The 20,868-nt window shown below is 36.3% G+C and carries 14 protein-coding genes; all 14 read right to left on the bottom strand.

Going from position 1 to position 20,868, the window contains the following annotated elements; translation table 11 throughout:
* Positions 1-52: 52 nt before the first annotated feature.
* Positions 53-403 carry a cytochrome C oxidase subunit IV family protein gene (locus EKM03_RS02315; RefSeq protein ID WP_126454166.1) on the bottom strand — a complete coding sequence of 117 codons (351 nt, stop codon included), beginning with the start codon at positions 401-403 and terminating at the stop codon, positions 53-55.
* 21 nt (positions 404-424) lie between these two features.
* Complete coding sequence (locus tag EKM03_RS02310) at positions 425-1,402, bottom strand: cytochrome c oxidase subunit 3 (protein WP_126458495.1); 978 nt, start codon at positions 1,400-1,402, stop codon at positions 425-427.
* A 42-nt stretch (positions 1,403-1,444) separates the two neighbouring features.
* Positions 1,445-2,032: a cytochrome c oxidase subunit 3 gene (locus EKM03_RS02305; protein WP_126458492.1), complete on the bottom strand. Its 588-nt coding sequence runs from the start codon at positions 2,030-2,032 to the stop codon at positions 1,445-1,447.
* Positions 2,033-2,035: 3 nt separating this feature from the next.
* Positions 2,036-2,938 carry a heme o synthase gene (gene cyoE, locus EKM03_RS02300; protein WP_126554776.1) on the bottom strand — a complete coding sequence of 301 codons (903 nt, stop codon included), beginning with the start codon at positions 2,936-2,938 and terminating at the stop codon, positions 2,036-2,038.
* A 105-nt stretch (positions 2,939-3,043) separates the two neighbouring features.
* The gene (locus tag EKM03_RS02295; protein WP_126739819.1) at positions 3,044-5,197 is read right to left on the bottom strand and encodes a gliding motility protein RemB; all 2,154 of its coding nucleotides are present in this window, start codon (positions 5,195-5,197) and stop codon (positions 3,044-3,046) included.
* Entirely contained in the window at positions 5,187-5,930 is a 744-nt protein-coding gene (gene deoC / locus EKM03_RS02290) for a deoxyribose-phosphate aldolase (protein ID WP_126562648.1), read from the bottom strand. The genes EKM03_RS02295 and deoC overlap by 11 nt, the downstream gene beginning before the upstream one ends.
* Before the next feature lie 221 nt (positions 5,931-6,151).
* Positions 6,152-6,568 (bottom strand): VanZ family protein, encoded by a 417-nt coding sequence (locus tag EKM03_RS15425; RefSeq protein WP_126454173.1) that lies wholly within the window; start codon positions 6,566-6,568, stop codon positions 6,152-6,154.
* Positions 6,507-6,887 (bottom strand): glycine cleavage system protein GcvH, encoded by a 381-nt coding sequence (gcvH, locus tag EKM03_RS02280; RefSeq protein ID WP_126454175.1) that lies wholly within the window; start codon positions 6,885-6,887, stop codon positions 6,507-6,509. Before gcvH ends, EKM03_RS15425 begins: the two co-directional genes overlap by 62 nt.
* Positions 6,888-6,980: 93 nt before the next feature.
* On the bottom strand, positions 6,981-14,147 hold the full coding sequence (gene sprA, locus EKM03_RS02275) for a cell surface protein SprA (protein ID WP_126739818.1): 7,167 nt from the start codon (positions 14,145-14,147) through the stop codon (positions 6,981-6,983).
* Between the two features lie 26 nt (positions 14,148-14,173).
* The gene (ruvA, locus tag EKM03_RS02270) at positions 14,174-14,755 is read right to left on the bottom strand and encodes a Holliday junction branch migration protein RuvA (RefSeq protein ID WP_126458479.1); all 582 of its coding nucleotides are present in this window, start codon (positions 14,753-14,755) and stop codon (positions 14,174-14,176) included.
* Positions 14,756-14,856: 101 nt separating this feature from the next.
* A complete protein-coding gene (locus tag EKM03_RS02265) occupies positions 14,857-17,133 on the bottom strand; it encodes an NADP-dependent malic enzyme (RefSeq protein WP_126458476.1) in 2,277 nt (758 codons plus the stop codon).
* A 158-nt stretch (positions 17,134-17,291) separates the two neighbouring features.
* Entirely contained in the window at positions 17,292-17,717 is a 426-nt protein-coding gene (locus EKM03_RS02260) for a CBS domain-containing protein (protein ID WP_126458474.1), read from the bottom strand.
* A gap of 72 nt (positions 17,718-17,789) precedes the next feature.
* The gene (locus tag EKM03_RS02255) at positions 17,790-19,655 is read right to left on the bottom strand and encodes a trehalase family glycosidase (protein ID WP_126739817.1); all 1,866 of its coding nucleotides are present in this window, start codon (positions 19,653-19,655) and stop codon (positions 17,790-17,792) included.
* The gene (locus EKM03_RS02250) at positions 19,652-20,866 is read right to left on the bottom strand and encodes a sugar MFS transporter (protein WP_126562617.1); all 1,215 of its coding nucleotides are present in this window, start codon (positions 20,864-20,866) and stop codon (positions 19,652-19,654) included. The genes EKM03_RS02255 and EKM03_RS02250 overlap by 4 nt, the downstream gene beginning before the upstream one ends.
* Between the last annotated feature and the right edge of the window lie 2 nt (positions 20,867-20,868).

Here is a 20,868-nt window from a genome sequence, read left to right as displayed (position 1 = left end):
CAAAAATAAAAAAAGGCACGCAATGCGCACCCTTTTTTGAATTAATATCGTGTTAAAAATTCCATTTAATCGTGGAATTTTTAAAAACCTCATGAATATAATCTCCTTCTGTCAAAAGAATGAAAAGCAGGTAAATGATCAAGAAAATTAAAGGCAAAACAACTGCACTTCTTAAACTACTTTTTTCACCCTCCATGTGCATGAAGGCCCAAACTATATAGTACGCCTTATAAATTGTAAGGCCATAAAATATCCAGTTAAGCAAATTCATACCCATAAAATTATTCATGTGAAGAACTTCAGGTTTCAAAATCCCAAGAATAACTTCTATTATGGTAACGGCAGATAATATTCCGAAAACTTTCCAGATTCTGCCTATGTTAGATACGTGTACGTGTGACATGATAATTACTTTTTTTGAAAATTAAACAAGATAGAAAACGGTGAATACAAACACCCAAACTAAATCGACAAAATGCCAATAGAGCCCCACTTTTTCTACCATTTCGTAGCTACCTCTTTTTTCATAGGTTCCAATTAATACATTAAAAAATATAATAATATTAATTATTATTCCTGAAATAACGTGAAAACCGTGAAAACCGGTAATAAAGAAAAAGAAATCAGCAAATAATTTACTTCCATATTCATTTCTGACCAGATTTGCGCCTTCCACAACATAATGTGCCTGACCCAATCTAGATACGGATTCTTCTCTAGAAAGAATTGTTTTCTGTTTGGTTGCGGTCATCACTTCTGTTCGAATCAAAAGTTCAGGATGTGCTTTGAAACCGGCTTGAACCTCGGCTACAGAATAGGAAGGTAATGATGGCTCACTCATAAACCATTTGGCTTTATTTGGAGTCAATTGCTCTCTTTCTTCGTGCAGATTGGCAGCAAAATCAGCCAAAGCTACACGATTTCCGTCTTTATCAACAAACTGAAGCAAACTACCGCCTTTTGTTTCGATAGCGCCGTATTCGCCTTTGATGAAATTTTTCCATTCCCAAGCTTGAGACCCTACGAAAATCAAACCTCCAATAATAGTCAAAAACATATAAAGGATTACTTTGTTTTTTTTCATTTGATGCCCTGCGTCAACGGCCAAAACCATAGTCACAGATGAAAAGATCAAAATAAAAGTCATTAATGCTACATAATACATCGGAGCAGATACCCCATGCATAAATGGAAAGTGTGTAAACACTTCATCAGCCAACGGCCATGTCTCAATAAATTTAAATCTAGAAAAACCATACGCGGCTAAAAATCCAGAGAACGTTAAAGCATCCGATACGATAAAAAACCACATCATCAATTTGCCATAACTTGCCCTCATTGGCTCATTGCCGCCTCCCCAAGTTTTCTCTTCACTATTTGCAGTAGTAACTGTCGCTTCCATAAAAATTATTCGTTAAAAAGTTCCCAAATTTACGTTTTTTTCTTATTTAAAGAAATATAAAAACAAAAACAAATAAACCCATAATAGATCCAAAAAGTGCCAATACATTGCACCTAGTTCTATACCAAGGGTTTGAGATGAATTGTATTTTTGTTTAAAATGATTATAAATTATAATTAGTAGTGAAATCACACCACCAGCAAGGTGAATCAGGTGCACAACCGTTACAACATATAAAAAAGTAGTCGTTATTGAGCTTCCACTTCCCGTGAAATAATACCCGCTTTCGACTATTTCTCCAAAACCTGCAAACTGCAAAAAAACAAACAATATTCCTAATGCTAAAGTAGCTAAAAGAAACATTGTAGTTTGTGTTTGATTGTCTTTTTGAATCGCTTTTTTGGCTAGGTAAAAAGTCACACTACACCCTATAATTGCCGCAGTGCTATAGTAAAAAGCAATTGGCAATTGAAAATTCTTCAACCAGTCAGCTCTTGATTTACTCACTACAAAAGCACTCGTTAGTCCTGCAAACATCATAGTCATACTCACCATAGCAAACAACAAAATCAATTTATAGGATCTTGCCGTTCTTGATTTTTGCTCGGCTGCTGTCATTATCATTTCCATAATTTATCTTAAAAATTTATCAAATATATAGACTAATTGTAACAAAGTAATATAGGCTACACTAACTAACATCAAAGTTTTAGCCGCTTTTGCGGTTCGTAATTTATACAATCGAACGGCATAAAAAAGCATCCAAATACCCAGTAAAAATACAACAATTGCTGCAATTGGCGTGATAAAAAAACGTCCCGTATACCCTAAAACCGGCAATAAGGAAGCCAAAATAAGCCACACTGTATACAGAATAACCTGCAAAGCGGTTCCTTTGTCTTTCTTTCCCGTTGGTAACATAAAGAACCCTGCTTTTTCATAATCTTCGTATAGAAACCAACCAATAGCCCAAAAATGTGGAAATTGCCAAAAAAACTGAATCAAAAACAAGGTTCCTGCCTCTATTCCAAATTCTCCCGTTGCCGCTACCCACCCCAACATAAAAGGAATTGCACCCGGAAATGCCCCCACAAAAACGGACAATGAAGTCATTGTTTTTAATGGCGTATAAACACTTGTGTATAAAAATATGGAAATAGCACCAAACATGGCCGTCTTCGGGTTGATCGTATAAAGCATCGCAATTCCTATAACGGTAAGCAAACTTGCTACCAGCAATGCAGTGCGTTGAGACATTCTTCCCGTTGGAACCGGACGATTTTTGGTCCTGTCCATCAAAGCATCTAAATCTTTTTCAATTACCTGATTAAAGACATTCGAAGCGCCCACCATACAATACCCGCCTACAGCTAATTTGAACAACACCGCCCAATCTAAAGAGTGCAAATCATAAATCCCAAGCATAAATCCTGCAATAGATGAAAATACGACACTAACGGCTAAACGAGCCTTAGTGATTTCGCGGAAATCGATATAAATAGATTTTAATGAAAGGGTACTTTGTGTTGTGCTCAATGCTAAAGATGATTTGCTTTGTAAAAACTTTTGCAAAAGTAGGGTATCAAAAGGGATTTGACAAAAAACAATTCATAAAAAACTTTTTTAAAATGAAAATGAAAACTAATAGTCAAAATACCAGTTAAAAATATCAGCTCTTAATCCTAAAGTTAGCCAATTAGTGCTCTGATTGAAAGTTGTTGCCGTATTTTTTGAAGGGTCGAAACTCCTGTAAATATAGCTTCCAAAAAACTTTAGGTTGGTTGCCGGATTGACTAAATATCCCCCTTGAAAGTCCGCAATAAAAACAGCTGTTTTATTTCCTTGACCCACTTTTACACCACTGTCAAACGGCCTGTTTTCATCATAATCCTTGTAAATATTTCCTCCATAATTAAAAACATCTTCTGTTGTACCAAAATCCAGGCCTCGAGTTCCCATAGTAACTTTTGCGTCAGCAAAACACCTTCCTTTGTGGTATCGGGCAATTGCAATAAATTCCTTAAAATTTCCGCCCCACTGATGTCCTATACTTTGATTATTATGTCCATAATTTGTGATTGGAGCACTATGAGAATATACATACGGACGAACATGATTGTACTCTAACTGCAATAGTAAATTATCTACTTTGAAAGCATCAAAATATTTAATTCCAAGTTGGTATCCGTATTTATTTTTCCAGCTGTTATCCCGTTTTTTTACATCACCAAGCGAAAATTCATCGAGAACAAACTGTCCGTATAAGTTAATCTGGTTGCTCCATTTGTATTTATAAGTCAATCCTAAAAGCGCATTTCCGGTTCTTGCTGACGAAGCAAATTCGACCGCACGATAAAAAATTATGGGATTCACAAAACTCATGTCAAATCCTCTCTCATTGGTATTTGTCCAAATCACAGATTCGAAGAAACCTAGATTCAGCCTGTTCGAAACATTCCAACTCAAATAATGGTTGGCCATAAACTTCGTAGCGTAGGTTCTTTCCAGCGTAGCGTCCGGGCGAACGTCTTTAAGCCACATATAAGTATTGGTATATTTTATTTTCCAAAAATTAGTATTCAATTTAAAATAAGGATAGGGACTGGCGCCATCACTTTCTAACAAAGAGCGATAACCATCCCCAATAAAATTTCTTCCGTAACCCAATTGCATATCAATATGTTTGCTGGGCGCAAAAGTCAAATTGGCTTCGGCCAAAGGAAAATCATACGAATCCGTTTTGAAATCTTTTGCAATTCCGATTCCCGGAATAATCGCAGGATTGCCTCCATCCGGTTTGATTGACTCAGCATACCGATTGTAATAATCCGCAAAACGACCCTGACTTTCAAAAATGGTTGTGGTAAAATTGAGTTGTTTTCCTATACCACCACGAAAATTTATCCCCCGTGTATTTACATAAGTATAAGAAGCCTCCGTTTGGGTAGCCTTCCCAAGCTGCAGGTCAAAAATAGGGTTAACTGTAAACCAATAGTCTTCCCCTTGAATTGCAACTGTACTCTCATTCCATAGTTTTCTGGCCCACCAGCCGGAAACATTCTTTTTCAGCTTTTCATTGGCTCCTTTTAAGTCATAATATTTTGACACCTCCGTGTACGTATATGGTTTTGATGCCGTATGATTATTGCTCCCCACTTGATTTAACGAAGCATCAAATTGCGCATAATAACTGTGTGAAAAGGGCACATTCAAATGGCTATCAAATTCAGGGTTATTAAATTTTTTATACACGATGCTATCCAGTTCTGTTACCTTTTTATTGCTACTAGGCAGGAATTCGGCTTTCGCCAAAGCTTCAGCAACAACTTCTTCCCTGCTTTTTAAAGGAATTGCAATCGTCATTGTAAACTTATTATAGGTGGGGTTACCGTTGTAGGTTGAGGGTTGAATTTTAGGCAATTTTGCAAAAACTCTTTTGGTTTCCTTTATCAGGTCTTGCGCTATGGCATCTACATAAATCACTTTAAATACCCCCGTATTATCTACTTCAAAGAGCACTTTTACCGCTCCTTGAAAATCATTTTGGACTAGGTGCTCTGGAATTTCAAAGTTTTGAAAAACAAAATCCTGAACCTGATTATAGAAACACGTTTCTAATGTTTTGGATTGCAAGTTTACACAATCTGGAAAAACAGGAAGTCGTTCGGCTGAATTTCCTGACTCTTGCAGTAAACTATTAATCTGCTGAGCGTTTGTATAGAAAGAAGACAGGAACAAAAGCATTACAAACACTGTTTTTTTTACCTCAATTTCCTTTATAAATCTAATATTCATTGTGTGAATTTTGACCGTTAGCAATCATTTTAGCTCCCGAAGTTCCTATTCGTCTCACGCCTAATCGGATCATTTCAACAGCTTCCTCATACGTCCGCACTCCTCCGGCAGCTTTTACCGGTAAAGGCGACGCATTTTCGAGCATCATTTTTATAGCAGGAATCGTAGCGCCATTGGGCAGATTATTTTCCGTTTTATAAAATCCGGTTGAAGACTTCACAAAAATCGTAGCGAACAACTCTTGCTGAAAATTAGAAACAATAACATTTTTAATCAAACTTGATAATTGGATGATTTCTTTATCATTGAGCGCTGCAACTTCAATAATCCACTTTACAACTTTCTTATTGGCCAATCCCAATTGCGTACACTTTAGAATTTCATCTTTGACCAAGTCAATTTCACCATTTTTGAAGGCTTCATAATTACAAACAAAATCCAGATCATCAGCCCCATTATCTATAGCCTGTCCGGCCTCAATCAACTTCTGTTCAATTGAAGATTTGCCCTGCGGAAAATCAATTACAGTTCCTATTTCCAGATTTGAATGTGCCGAAAGAATCATTTTTCTAGCTAAAGGAACCATCTCGGGACGTATCATAATGAGTTTAAAGCGTTCCTCAATGGCTTCCTGAATAAATCCCTGAGCCACAAGCGTATTTTCTTCATGACTGAGACCCGCTTGTACCGCAGTTTTCAAATAGGTTGAGTCTAAATATTGCTTGATATCCATAGCGATTTTGATTTCATAATTATAGTGAACTCTGACTGACAAAAATACATTTTATATGCACATGAGCTTAGTGCTAGATCGTACAATTTAATTATTTTTGATACTACAACTGATACTTTCACTACCTTAAAAATAGTATAAATCCTGTTCCGTAAAACCGCAACTCTTCTAGTGCCTAAAACATAAAATCCCACAAGAAGTGGGACTTTATCTTTGTGTTTTTATTTCTTAAACAGCACCGCGATTGCTACTGCCAGCACCGCTCCGGATGTATTTGCTGAAACATCATATATGTCTGCATGTCTGGAAAGGGTAAACAACTCTTGTGAAATCTCGATTACTATTCCAAAAAAAAAGGAAAACAAAAAAGAAAACACTAACGGTTTTAAACTATTCGAACTGCTTATCTGTTTTTTTAAAAACAAATAACAAAATGACGTTAGTACAAAATGAAAAAAAGCATGGACATATTTATCTATATTGGACACATTCCCAAGAGGGACATTGTTCAATTGTATTAAACAAAAAAAGGCAATAATTCCAGCCCATACAATAGCTGCCCACAAAAATAGTTGCTTATGCACCAATAATTTCTTTATACGAATCACTCGAAAGAAGCGAATCAAATTCAGCAACATTAGTTACTTTAATTTTTACCATCCATCCGGCGCCATAAGGATCTGAGTTGACACTTTCCGGAGTGTTCTCTAGTGCGTCATTAAAAGCGATAATTTCTCCTGAGAGAGGAAGAAACAAATCAGAAACCGTTTTAACCGCTTCCACAGTCCCAAAAACCTCATCTTTCTCTAAAGTCTGATCTAAAGTTTCCACCTCAACATACACGATATCACCTAATTCTTTTTGCGCAAAATCAGTGATTCCTACTGTTGCAATATCCCCTTCAAGGCTTACCCATTCGTGATCTTTTGTGTACTTTAAATTTGCTGGTATGTTCATATTATTGTAATTGATAATTATTAAATGATAATTTGAATTTTATGTGACAAATGTAGCAATCTCAATTCAAATCTGGTTTAGATTTAAAGAAAATTAATTCCCAAAATTATACCGAAGTGTAAACCCGGAACGAACATTTGTCAGTGGAAAAGAAGTCGAGATTACTGCTTTAGAAAAAGAATGATCGTAATAGAAAATAGCCGTAAGGTTTTTACTAAAGGAATAATCAGCTTTTACGGTAAGTGACCACAAATTTTGACCGCCTGCCAGCTGATTGTTGTTATAATCCAAGTACCTTACAATGGTTTGATTGTTCCGATAGGACAAATCTGCTTTCAAATTAATATCGCTTTTTATTATTCCTGTAGGATTATCCGCGAGTCTGGAAGAAAAAATAACATCTTTGAAACGGTAGCCTAGCCCAACCACATATTCAATTCCTTTGACTTCGGTCAATAAATTATTATCAAAACTCATGGATAACGCTCTGTCTTTTTTGATTTCGGCCAATACTTTCAAGGAACTTTTCAGTTCAAAATCCATTCGCAACAACGGATTAAATTGCTCTACTAAATTGATATTAGACATGATGGTTTGATTAAAAAAATTACCACTTGCATCAGTTCCGTCGGGTGTTTTATCGTATTCAAAATTTGATCTGAATGCATTTATCGTATATGAAGCCCTGTAATTATGCTGCAGGGAGAATCGTTTGAAATTCTTTTTAAAAACTTCATAACGCATCAGTCCATTATATTTCACAGCCCAGTTTGGGATTGGAAAATTTCTAAAAATTCCCAGCGAAACAGCGGAAGCATCTCCCCCGGAATAAGCAGCTAAAAACGCTGGTAACAATACGGCCTGATTATTTTTTCCATAACCCAAAGGGAATCCTTCCGGATCCAGGTTACTCGGATTATTAATGTCGATGCCGCGCTGTGTTGCCAGTCGATTTGCCACAGTAAGCCTGTTTGATCTAAAGTCATCAAATGCAGCTGATATATTTTCATCACTACCCGAAAAGGAAGTTTTTATCAGAACGGTCGATATCGAGAAAATCCCGGCAGTGTAGGGAGATCTTGCGTTATAAACGCCATCGGTAACGTCATATTGTTCCGAAAAATTTTCAGAGTAGGCCCGGTCTAAAGTCAAATCAATTTTTAATTCCGGCAGTAAATCTACATTTGCTGTAGCTTTAAATAATTTATTTGTCACTCGGGAAAAATTTTGGTTGAAATCCGGATAATTGGTCAGCCATCCATTTTTTGCTGCTTCAAAGCGAACATCATCCTGACTTCCAAAAATAAATCCTAACGATGGTCTTGAAGAACCCAGAAACCCCACGCTTGGTGTGTATCCCGGCAAAACGGTACCGCTATTGTGTGTATAGGTCATCTGAATGTTTTTGACACTAGTCAACATCCCAATCAAACCATCTACAAATGGATTGTTTTTTGGAGCTTGGTTTGCATTCCTATTTACTATTTTTTCTCCCGGTTTTGGAGCAGTCATTCTAGGTTTAGGTACTGTCTTAGTACTGTTTTTGGCAAGTCCTAAATATTTATACAACAAATCCATATTGAATGTTGCATTCAAATTATTGGAATTTGCATTTTGAACGGTATTTCCCAGATTATAATTAGCGCCTTCAATTTGTATTTCTGACAAAGCATTAGAAGTACGCTGCCAGCTGTAATCACCGGTATAAGAATACGTTGCTCTTACAAAACTGAACAACGGAATTTTATTAATTGGAATTTCATAATTCAAAACCAGTTGTTGCATGTGTTGATTTGGATCTCCCATGTCCCAATAACTATCCCAAATTGTAAACGTATCAATAGGCTCATTATTCTCGTTCAAATAGCTTTTTACAATATTGCTGGATGAAGCGGTATAGTTTAATTTCAGTGATTTTGTCAAATTATAATTAAATCCATATTGGTAATTAAAAGCAAAATTTCTGCGATACAACGGATCAAGTCCTATGCCTTCTACCTCAACCTGTCTGAATTGCTGACGGTTGTATTGTCTAATAATATTGCTGTTAAACGAAATATTTGAAGGTAAATAATTAAAATTAAAATCACTCAGTAACTTCCAATAATTACTGTTTTTCATGAACTTAGTTTTCTTGAACGGCTCCACTGATTTAGGCTGAAATGTGTACGCATAATCTACAGAAGAGTTTACCTGTTGATCCACATAATCTTCGATTTCAAAATCATGTCTTTCTACTTCATTAAAAGATTGCGAAAAAGTAAAGTTTTCCGGGTCGTAAACATGCTGTTTTTGTTCCGGACCACGTTCTTTTCTAACCCCGATAAAGTTTATGCTTTTGCGTTTTGTATAATCAATAGCTCTACTGGCAATATTATCTCTTTGATTTTGATCCGTGGTTTTATCCAGTAACTGTTTTAGTTTTATATCTTGATTAAAAGGATCGTATTCCGGCGTTATTGTTTCTTCGCCTATAGCGTAATTAAAAGGCAGGTTAATCTGCCATTTTGGAGGCAGTAATTTTCCTAAATTCACATTAGCAACAATAGTATACTGTTGCGTATCTTCTCTGCTTCTTTCATTTGGGCCTTGTTCCAATGCTCCAAAACCAATAGTGCTTTTTCTACCGGAAGCTGAAACAGTGGCGAAATCAGCTAAATTTGAATCAATATTCAACACTGCGGCCATTCCGCCTTTGTTATCCATATCGGCCAGGCGAAGTTCATTAAACCAAACTTCTCCTTTAATATCGTTGCGGGCATCATTGTTTTTTACCCCAACCATTAAGGTTCGCACTAACCCAAAATTAGGATTCCCCTTAACTCCTATTCTTAATTTATTTATTTTATTGCCCAGGGAGGAATCCAATTCATCTTCATTTTGATAATAAATCCCATCTAATGGCAGTGTGGCAGGATCGATACTCATAGCCAGAATCTTCAATTGCGTTAATAAAGCAAGTGACAAATCAATTTCATTCTCTGCGGGCCAAACTGTTTCGGCACTCAAAGGTGAGCAATCAGAATTAGATGCTGATGATGGCGTGGTGACTTTTAAAGGAATTTCAATTTGGTAAAAATTCTGGGTAAAATCATTTCCAAAACGAATGAAACCTACCATTTGATTTTCTTGAAGTGCAATTTCGTTTGGTAAAGATTCTGCATGCAAAAACATTTTTAATTTCTTGAATTGGCGCATATCAATACTAACGTTTTTAAAAACGGCTCTGGAGTCTAATGGTTCCAGTCCGTTTCCGGATACCCGCAAGGCTAATGATTGTTCGTTTTGATTAATTACCGTGTTGTTATTAAACAGTTGTTCACGCGTTACGCCCGGTGGAGTAATGTAATTAACAGGACATCTTTGGTTGTTTTCCTGAACATTTACGGCTAAAACATCTAAATTAGTATTGTCATCGTCTATGTTAGTATCATTAAAATCAAGGGTATTGGTATAGCGCCTCCATTCTCCTCGAACTAAATCCAAGGCTCCAAAACGAACCGTTACTTGATCTTCAAAACCGGTCATAAACATTCTCATGAAACGAATAGATCTAAAATCGGAAATATTTCCTATTGTGTTTTCAGGTTGCGAAACCGGAATTTTAAACTGCAGCCATCGGGCCTCTGTATTTGAACCATCGGGCAAGGTCACTTGCGTATTTCTAATATCCGTAATGTAATTTTGTCCCACGGCCATATTGGGCTGGACAGTAATGCTGTATTCATAATACGCATTAATGGTATTCATCGTATTATCCTTATTGATATCCTCGACATCAGGAAGAGTGGTAGACCCTCTGTTAGGATCATTGATATCTACTGTTGAGTTGCCATCAGTACCGTTGTACATTTTGTATCGATCAATAATGCCGCCTGATGCATTCAAGTAAAAAGTATAGTCATCTGCCGCTGGATCCAGCTCAGAAGCAAAATTAGTATATACTGATCCTTCATTAGCATTAGACAAACCATCTAAACCAATGTCTTGATTTTTTCTATTATCAACATTTGTGTCAAAAGCATAAATCAATGATTGAGAAGCCGGGACATCGCCCCATATTGGCTGTGGATTTGCCACTATCTGATCCGGTCCTAATCCGTTTTCATATTGTTTTCTTCCATCTTTCAGGACATCCTCTGATATCTCTCCTAAGTTGAAGTATATTTTACCCGTATTTGTTTGTGCTGCCTGACCATTTCCTACATACGGATCTAAAATCCAAAACTGGATGTATTCCACATTTCCTTGTTCGAAATTAGTCGAATTTAATGCTCGCATGATTCCACCAAAATTGTCTTTGGCATTTGCACCAACATTTAGGCTGTTGTTATATGGCCCCCGTTCTAAAGGATAATAACTTAAATCTAATGTGTTTATCACTTGTGATTGTCCTTGAGCGATATCTGTCAGGGGATACAATTCCTGACTAAAAATTCTTCTGGTGGTATTGAAGGAAAGGTCTTCATTAGAAACACCGGATGGTTTTTGTGTATAAAATATCGGATCTATAGAATACCATGATAATTTGGCTCTTTTAAACCCGTAACTTAAGTCATTGGCACTGGCATTAAAATCATACGTACTAGTTGTGTTTTTTTCTGGGGTTGATGCAAGACTCCAAGAATATGGGCTTCGCATATCAATAGTAGATTGAGTTCCTTCAAAATCATCTACATAAATCGTAGATTCACCCTGAAATTGATCTGCTTTAGGCGAATCCGGTTTCAAGAAAGCAACTTCGCCTCGTATAGAAAGATTAGAAGGCACATCCGTATCCAGATTGGGTAATTTATTTACCAATCGAGTCAAGAATGGCACTTCGGTTGAAAAATTAGTATTAAATCCAAAAATAGTATTGTTGACCGATTCCTGTCCAAAACTCGATTTTTGAGTAAATGGCCTTTCGCTCATTTTCAAAAAAGTGGCTCCAACCACAAAATTATCAGCAATTTTATGCTCTACATTTACACCCATAAACCGCCTGGTTTGCTGGCCAAAAACAGAGTTGTTTTCCAATGACACCTCAATAGGCGTATTAGAGGCTTGAAGTGAAGCATCTAAAATCTGTACGCGACCCAATTGATAATTGACACTGTAGTCAATTCCTTCTACCAGAACCCTTCCTGCTGCGGTCACTACAACAGAACCTCTAGGAACATTAAAAGCGCCAATTGGTATTCCATCACCACCTGTAGATTTGTATTTCCCTCTTAATAAGAACTTATTTTTCTCACTATCCTGCAAAGCCCCTGATTGGGTGTTGCGGTACATATTGCGGAACACATATTTTTTCTGATTCTCATTATAAGAATTTACATTGTTATAATTTTCTATTAAAGCGGGGTTTGCTAATTTAGAAAACAACAATTCTCCAAACGGTTCTTTTGTGGTAAAAATAATTCTTCCGTTTTGAGCATCTATAGTCAGCCCTGGCATAAAGTCAAAAAAACCATCACCTCCGGCTTGCGGATCATTATTGAAATTTAATTTGTCTAAATTAAAGACTTTCAACAATGGTGTGCTGGTAACGGTATAGTCTTTTGGGGGAATTTCATTTTTATTGTTAGCATCCGGAAAAGGACTTCCGGATACTTCCGTAATATAGTTTAGAGGCGAAGGATCCGTGTAGAGAATATTAAATCTGAAATCTTCTTGTTTCAATTGATAGCCCCCTTGAATCTGATAGATATTTTTCATCATCAGGTTCCAAATAGGGTTTCTAACGTTAGTCAAATTACTTTTCAGCATTTTCAATATCAAACTTTGCGAGATAACCGCTTGATTTGAGGAACCATTCCCCGTAACCACCGTTGCATCTACTCCATCATTACCAAATTCCCCCACTTGATAGACCTGATCGCCTATGGTATATTGATACGCCACTGCCAGAACCTCATCATTTGCCAGTCGTTGTTGCAATGAAATATATCCTAATTGTGAATTAAAAGTATATTCATTTGGATTCAGTTTTCGAGCATTTTCTAGTTTAGAATAATCCTGTGCTTCACTTACTGTCACATTAAAACCGGAGTTTGCCGTTACAATTTCACGTATATTGGGATTCAGCAAACCTCCTCCTGTAGTAATTTGTGCCGGATCATAATCATTATTTGAATTGTCAGCAGGAGAATCTAAGGGATTATTAAAAATACCTGTTGATGGATCTAAAACAACTACTTCGTTGTCTGCCAAACCCGATAATTGTCCTTCCCCTAAATCCTGAAGTGCAATAATATTTCTAAGGTTATTATTCGTGGTCGTGACACGGTTTTGCTTATTGGTTACCCAAATTTCGATTCGGGAGATCTGAACTCTACTGTCAATAAAAGGATAATTTGCCAGGGATTTATCATACCTGTTTCTAAAATATTGGGATAAGAAAAAATGCCTGTCACTATCATAATCTAAGGCAAACATCTCAAAATCTTCAATTGTGCCTCCACCTTGAGCGATTAAACTTTTAGTCTGCGATTTTTGTTCCGAAAAAACACCAGTGACTGTTGTTTTCCCAAACTGTAATTGTGTTTTTACACCAAATAGACTTTGTGCTCCCCGGATCAAGGAACTATTCAATGGCATGCTGACATTACCCACTTCTATTTTTTGAATAATATCGTCCTCTGATGGTGCATATTCCAGCTTGATCAGGTTTTGAAAAGCAAATGTTGACTGCGTATCATAATTTACATTTACATTGAGCCGAGTCCCTACCTTTCCCATCAAACTCATGCTAATTCTTTGATCAAAATCAAATGAAGTAGTAGTCCTGTTTCTCGGGGAAAATGAGGGATTATCTTGTTTGGTATACCGCATTCCTAAATCCATTTCAACAGATCCGGTAGGTTTTACATCAATGGTATTGCTACCAAAAACAGATTCAAAAAGCCCTGATTTTACATAATATCGAGGTAATAAATCTCTTTTAGCAATTTCACTTCCTTCCTTTTTTCCGTCAATAGCGTCTACTTTTTTCTTGAAATAATCCCGCATGGATTCCTTCAAAACAAGATTTTCATACTCTTTTGGTGTTAAAATAATAGGGTAATTAATAGAAAAACCATCCACGGAATTTGTATAGATGTACCTGTCAGTTACAGGATCATAGGTATATGCCGAAAGGACACTTTGAGGATTTTTTAACTGTACCTTCCCTATAGAAAATCCGGTTTTTACGGTATCCTGAACTGCCTGAGTTACTTGTGCATTTGACATAAAACCACAAAATAAAACAAGTGAAAAAATACAAATTTTATGCATACAACTCGTGTTTCTTGAATCCCTTTTTATAGATTTTTCAATGCTTTTTTGATGATTGTTTCCACTGTGGCGTCCGGATCTTCTTTAACAATTTTTTCTATAATTTTTTCCGAAGTTTTTCGTACAAAACCTAAAACTTCCAAAGCTGATAACGCTTCATCTCGATTTGTATTGTTCTGTGACATAGAAACTTCATCTAAGTCGTATAATTTTAATACTTTCTCTTTTAGATCCAGTATGACTCTTTGTGCTGTTTTACTTCCAATTCCTTTTATAGACTGAACAGTAATTACATCCGCAGTCGCAATTGCTTGTATGATTTGTTTAGGATCTAGCGAGGAAAGCATTGTTCTTGCTATGCTCGCTCCTATTCCTGAAACGGACAATAACATTTTGAATATTTCTCTTTCTGACTTTTCCATAAAACCAAAAAGTGTATGCGCATCTTCTTTTATCTGAAGATACGTATACACTTTTATAAAATCTGTACTAGGAAGTAACGAATAGGTATGTAAGGAAATATTTACGTGGTAACCTACGCCACCACAATCAATAATTATGTGAGTGGGTGATTTCTCAACTAGTTTCCCTTGTAAGTGTGCTATCATGAATTAACAATATGTTAACAAATATAACAAAATTAGCATACTATTTTAGTAAATTCATTAATTTAACTTTGTTAGCTTCTTGACGCTTTTCTGAATTTAATTTATTTTTTCTTTTGTTTTTCCTGAGCATCAATCACAGCAATAGCTGCCATGTTTACCATTTCCTCAACACTGGCTCCCAATTGAAATATGTGAACAGGTTTTCCCATCCCTAACATGATTGGCCCAATAGAATCTACTTTATTTAGTTCTTTCAACAGTTTATAGGTGATATTAGCCGATTCCAAATTGGGGAAAATAAGGGTGTTTACTTTTTTGCCTGCCAATTTAGAAAACGGAAATTTCTCTTTCAGCATTTCTGGATTAAGGGCAAAATCAGCCTGAAGTTCTCCATCAATAATCATTTCCGGATGATTTTCATGCAAATAAGCAACCGCTTGTCTTACTTTAGTGGCACTTTCATTTGAGGAAGATCCAAAATTAGAATAGGAAATCATGGCAATGACTGGCTCTACTCCAAACATTCTGGCGGTTTTAGCTGTCATAACTGCAATTTTTGCCAAATCATCTGCTGATGGATTAATATTTATAGCCGTATCAGATAAAAACATTGGTCCACGAGCCGTCATCATCATATTAGTTGTAGCCACCAGCGAAGCCCCAGGTGCTTTCTCGATAAGCTGTAAAATAGGTTTTACCACCGTAGGATAGCTTCTGGAATATCCTGTTACCAATGCATCAGCTTCGCCTTCATTGACCATCATAGCCGCAAAATAATTTCTTTCGCGCATCAGCTTCTGAGCATCTAATAATGAGATTCCTCGTCTTTGTCTGGAGGCCCAGTATGTTGTGGCAAACTTATTTCTTCGACCTTCTTCTTCAGTGATTTTCGGATCAATAATTTCAACATCGGCATCAAAGCCAATTTCTGCTTTCAATTCTAAAATAATTTCTTTATTCCCCAATAAAACTGGAAAACCTATTCCTTCTTCCAATACTATCTGGGCTGCTTTCAAAACATCTAAGTGATCTGCTTCGGCAAAAACGATTTTTTTAGGATCCATTTTAGCTCTATTGGTAATCAATCGAACCATTTTATTATCATTCCCTAAACGCTCTAAAAGTTCCTCTTCATACTTGACCCAATCCGTTATAGGATTCAATGCAACCCCAGAATCCATTGCTGCTTTAGCTACCGCCGGAGCAACAACTATAATCAATCTTGGGTCAAAAGGAGAAGGTATAATATAATCCCGTCCAAATGTTAACTTTTTAGCCCCGTAAGCGATATTCACTTGTTCAGGAACGGACTCTTTCGCTAAAGCTGCCAGCGCTTTGACTGCAGCCATTTTCATGGCTTCATTTATTTTGGTCGCACGCACGTCTAAGGCACCCCTAAAAATATAAGGGAATCCAAGAACATTATTCACTTGATTAGGATAATCAGACCTTCCAGTAGCCATAATCACATCTTTTCGAGTTGCAATGGCTAAATTATAATCAATCTCCGGATCTGGATTTGCCATAGCGAAAACGATAGGATTTACAGCCATTCCCTGTAACATTTTAGGGGTCATAATATCTCCTGATGATAACCCTAAAAAGACATCAGCACCAACTAAAGCTTCTTCAAGACTGATAGGTAAAATGTCTTTGGCATATTTTAATTGTAAATCAGACAATTTCGGATTGTCTTTGGTCAACAATCCTTTGCTGTTATACATTAGGATATTTTCTAGTTTTACACCCAGTAAAATATATAAATTTGCACAAGCAAGAGCGGCTGAACCTGCTCCTGAAACTACCAATTTTACATCTTCTACATTTTTACCGGCCAGCTCAAGGGCATTTAGCAATGCTGCCGAAGAAATGATGGCTGTACCATGCTGATCATCGTGCATCACGGGTATATTAAGCTCTTCTACAAGCCGTCTTTCTATTTCGAAAGATTCCGGTGCTTTGATATCTTCCAGATTAATACCCCCAAAAGTTGGCGCTATGTTCTTTACCGTCTGGATGAATTCTTCTATATCTTTTGTCCCAATTTCAATATCAAATACGTCGATATTGGCGAAAATTTTAAACAACAACCCTTTTCCTTCCATTACTGGTTTTGACGCTTCCGGACCAATGTCTCCCAATCCTAAAACTGCAGTTCCATTAGTAATCACTGCAACTAAATTTCCTTTTGCAGTATATTTATAAACATTGTTTACGTCTTTAGCAATTTCTAAACACGGCTCAGCTACACCAGGAGAATAGGCCAAAGATAAATCTCTTTGTGTTGCATATTTCTTGGTGGGAACTACTTGAATTTTACCAGGAGTCGGCTTTGCGTGGTATAATAATGCTTCTCTTCTTTTGCTATTCTTTTCCATTGTTTTTAGATTTTATTCTAGCGCGTAAAGATAGGGGTCTAGATTTAAAAAGAGAGGACTTTTCTCCCATTCTTTTGCATAAAAAGGTCTGATTTGATTCCAAAAAAAAAGCTACACGTAATGCAGCTTTAAATAATTATTATTTTTTTGAATCTTTTTTATTGGGTAATGTAGGAGTTTAAATGTTGAATAGTCTCTTTTTGGATCTCGATTATAGCCTTTACCACATCACTTATTGAGATAATTCCAATTACAATTTCATTTTCCAAAACGGGCAGGTGACGCACTCTTTTGGCACTCATCAACTCCATGCAGTACTCCAAATTATCCGATGGACTTACTGTAACCACATCCGTCTCCATGATTTCATAAACAAAGGCTTTCTTTGAAGATTTTGCTTTCAGAACAATTTTCCGAGCATAATCTCTTTCAGACAGCACACCTTTCAAAATCGTATCTTCAATAATAAGAATTGCTCCGATGTTTTTTTCACTCATCACTGACAATGCTTCGTAAACAGTGTTAGTGGAAAGTATGGAATACACTTCCTTCCCTTTAGTACTTAAAATTTGATTAACTGTCATAATTGATTCATTTAGTGAATCATAAAGTTAAAAAAAATATGCATTCAAACAACAAAAACTTTTTTTTAAGCTCTAAAATATAGCATCAGGAGAAACCAACGCTCCTAATTTAGCTTTTAATTCTTCATTCAAAATTTGTAATCCATATTGATAGGACGCATTCATCCAGCCAAAACCTTCCTTTGCGATGTAATCAAATTCAGTCCCTACATTACCATATTCGGCAAAAACTTTATGGGAACTGATTTCCAAATCGAATTTTTCAGGGATTGTTCCATTATAATCCACTGCATTTCTAGTAATTAACCACAACCATCGGTACACCATTTCTTGTGCTTTATCTAGATAATTATAGTTAATCAATCCTTCCCACAGCAACATTTGGTGCGGTGCCCAACCAAAAGGATAATCCCATTGTCGTTGCGGTACCTCTTTTGAAGCATTAGCAATACTAGCCTTAGTGCTTCCTGTAATTCCACCTGTTTTCACAAATTGCGGCAAAGCAATTTCAACTAATTTTTTGGCCTGATTTTCATCACATAACCCAGCCCACAAAGGAAAAAATGTTGTCGCCGCTTCAAACGGGAACTGCTTATGGCTCACAAAATCATAATCAAAATACATACCTGCGTCCTCGTCCCAGCACAATTCATTCATTTTTGTTTTTCTGGAAAGTGCTTTTTGCTCCCATTCTTCTGAAGTGTAAAGGATCTCGCCACTTTGAAAAGCATTACTAAAATATTCTTTTATCAAGTAAGCGACATCTTTTTCATATTTGTAAAGAAAACTATTGACATCTACTGAATTCAAATTAGTACACGTATTTATCAGGCGGTTTGTTGTATCATGCCCGCTTTCTCTCATGCTTCGATCATGAACAAAATAAATGTCCAGTTCGTCATCAACAAGCGTTCGCTGTAAATATTGTTTTTCAAATTCTCGAATAGGTAAATTGTATTTTTTAGCATACGGCTCTAAAACATCATCAAAATGCCCCGGTTCTACTTCAAATGGCATTCCAATTCCATCGGCTTTATACCTGTTTAAACCTGTTGGGGTCAAGCGATTTCCTTGCACCATCCAAACTGTATTGTATTCCAAAATGACCGTTTCCAAATGGCTTCTTAACCAGTCTACACTTGGCGTTTTCTTTTTTGCAATTTCGATTAGCAAAGAAGAATACAAAGGCGGTTGTGTTCTGGTCAAATAATAACTTCTATTCGCATTCAGAATTTTACCATACTGTATAATTTGGTATTTAAAATTTTCAGCAATTGCGATTGCTTTGTCTAATTGACCATCTATTAACAAGCCAACGCCAATAAAATAGCTGTCCCAACCATACATTTCGTTGAATCTTCCACCAGGAACCACAAAAGGCACACCTTGCAGACTGTATAATTTTTGTTCCAGAGCCAAAGCCAGAATTCCTGGTTTTTCATTTAAAGTTTCCACATATTCCACCGAATAATTCTCAGGCAGAATTTCAACTTTAAAATTTGGCAATTCTTTTTCTAATTCTTGAAAATAAGCAACTCCCGTTTTGTCTTTGGCAGCAACATAAAGTGTTGCCACATCACTGGACGTTTTTTCATCTTCAATAATTTGTTTCAACCCTTTTTTATCAATGGTACGAGTCAGTTCCTCCCAATAATCATCCTTGATTTTTCTTGAAATTCGGTGAACTGGATTCTCTTGAATGCGACTCAAATCGACTTCACCCAATACTGAATTCGCTTCCTTAAGCTGCGCTAATTCCTGTAATAAATTGGACAAATGATATGTACCTATGATAGCCACTTCCTGTTTGGTGTTTTCGTCAACCAAAACAAATTTTTTAGGCCCATTGTCGTCTTTCGTAATTTTTTTATCCTGATCTGTATCCTCTTGAAGTAATAGTTCCTGGAATACTTTGTCTATGTTGAGTATGAATTTCATTGTTTAGCGGTAAGTTTTTTTAAAATAAAGAAAGAAACAAGCAGTAATGACATTGGAATTAAAGTGTAATAAAAGGCGTTTTCAGGGCCTTCATTTTTAAATAAGTAACCAATAACTCTAGAGCCCAAAGTACCACCAAGTGCTGAGAAAACCACAATTAAACCAGTCATAGAACTGTGTAATTTTTTTGGCAAGGCACTTAAAACTACTGAATTTAAAAGCGGATAAATCGGTGCAATAAAAAGTCCTACTAACGGAAATGCAAATCCTATCAAAGGAATATCGCTTAATGAATTGATTTCTTTGACATTCAATCCAACTGTTTTAGGAAGTACAAAAATCACAATGAGCATAGCTGCTATAATACAAAAACTGAGTACCCAAATCCAATTGACTCTTTTAGTAATTACCCCAGCAACAAGTCGGCCTACAGCCAATGAAATAGCCAAAATACTCGCCATCATGATACTGATATTCTCCGGAAGATGCAACACCTTATTATTGAAAGTAGGCAACCAAGACATAATTCCCTGCTCAATCATTACAAATAGGAATGCGCTGATTACAAAAACGATGGTTAACAGTTTCGCAAATAATTTGAACATTTGTTTGAAGTCATCAGCTAGATCAACGCCCGGAATTTCAATTTTATTTTCGAATTTAGTAAAAAATAAAAAACCAAAAGACAATAACGAAATACCGGCCAATAACCAATACACGTTCAACCAAGCATCTGGATTCGCATCTGAATTAAAAGCCGGAAACAAGAAATACGCTAATGCAATTCCTATCATAAACACGCCTTCAATGCTACTCATCAAACTATTGTGTTCGTGTTGATTGGTTGTTATGGTTCCAATAAGTGAATACACCGATACTTTTATCAATGCAAAAGAAACGCCCACGGTAGCAAAAAGCAATTTGGCCGTTCCAAAAGAATTTCCATAATACATACTGACGCAAGCTGCTGAAACCAAAGCCAAACCAATAAGCATAGCTTTCTTATATCCAATTCTGGGTAAAAACGAAGCGATTAAAAACGAAACTATAGCAATGGGCAAATCCTTGTATGCTTCCAAAACACTGGCTTGAAATTCATCTACACCATAATTTTTTTGCGCCTTTAATATCACAATTCCCACGCTGTTCAGCAGAATTGCAAATACAAAGTAGTTGAGATACATGGCTAATTTTATAGTGCTTTTTTTCATGT

The sequence above is a fragment of the Flavobacterium sp. GSP6 genome, from assembly GCF_003984855.1.
GTDB lineage: Bacteria > Bacteroidota > Bacteroidia > Flavobacteriales > Flavobacteriaceae > Flavobacterium.
Note: the sequence above shows the minus strand (reverse complement) of the source record. Positions and strands in the feature narration are given on the sequence as shown.

Excerpts from the sequence above, each read along its gene's own strand:
- EKM03_RS15425 (WP_126454173.1), bottom strand. The coding sequence starts at position 6,568 with ATGTTGCTGAATTTGATTCGCTTCTTTCGAGTGATTCGTATAAAGAAA.
- EKM03_RS02250 (WP_126562617.1), bottom strand. The coding sequence starts at position 20,866 with ATGAAAAAAAGCACTATAAAATTAGCCATGTATCTCAACTACTTTGTA.
- EKM03_RS02295 (WP_126739819.1), bottom strand. The coding sequence starts at position 5,197 with ATGAATATTAGATTTATAAAGGAAATTGAGGTAAAAAAAACAGTGTTT.
- EKM03_RS02310 (WP_126458495.1), bottom strand. The coding sequence starts at position 1,402 with ATGGAAGCGACAGTTACTACTGCAAATAGTGAAGAGAAAACTTGGGGA.
- EKM03_RS02305 (WP_126458492.1), bottom strand. The coding sequence starts at position 2,032 with ATGGAAATGATAATGACAGCAGCCGAGCAAAAATCAAGAACGGCAAGA.
- EKM03_RS02315 (WP_126454166.1), bottom strand. The coding sequence starts at position 403 with ATGTCACACGTACACGTATCTAACATAGGCAGAATCTGGAAAGTTTTC.
- EKM03_RS02260 (WP_126458474.1), bottom strand. The coding sequence starts at position 17,717 with ATGACAGTTAATCAAATTTTAAGTACTAAAGGGAAGGAAGTGTATTCC.
- EKM03_RS02265 (WP_126458476.1), bottom strand. The coding sequence starts at position 17,133 with ATGGAAAAGAATAGCAAAAGAAGAGAAGCATTATTATACCACGCAAAG.
- sprA (WP_126739818.1), bottom strand. The coding sequence starts at position 14,147 with ATGCATAAAATTTGTATTTTTTCACTTGTTTTATTTTGTGGTTTTATG.
- deoC (WP_126562648.1), bottom strand. The coding sequence starts at position 5,930 with ATGGATATCAAGCAATATTTAGACTCAACCTATTTGAAAACTGCGGTA.
- EKM03_RS02255 (WP_126739817.1), bottom strand. The coding sequence starts at position 19,655 with ATGAAATTCATACTCAACATAGACAAAGTATTCCAGGAACTATTACTT.
- ruvA (WP_126458479.1), bottom strand. The coding sequence starts at position 14,755 with ATGATAGCACACTTACAAGGGAAACTAGTTGAGAAATCACCCACTCAC.
- gcvH (WP_126454175.1), bottom strand. The coding sequence starts at position 6,887 with ATGAACATACCAGCAAATTTAAAGTACACAAAAGATCACGAATGGGTA.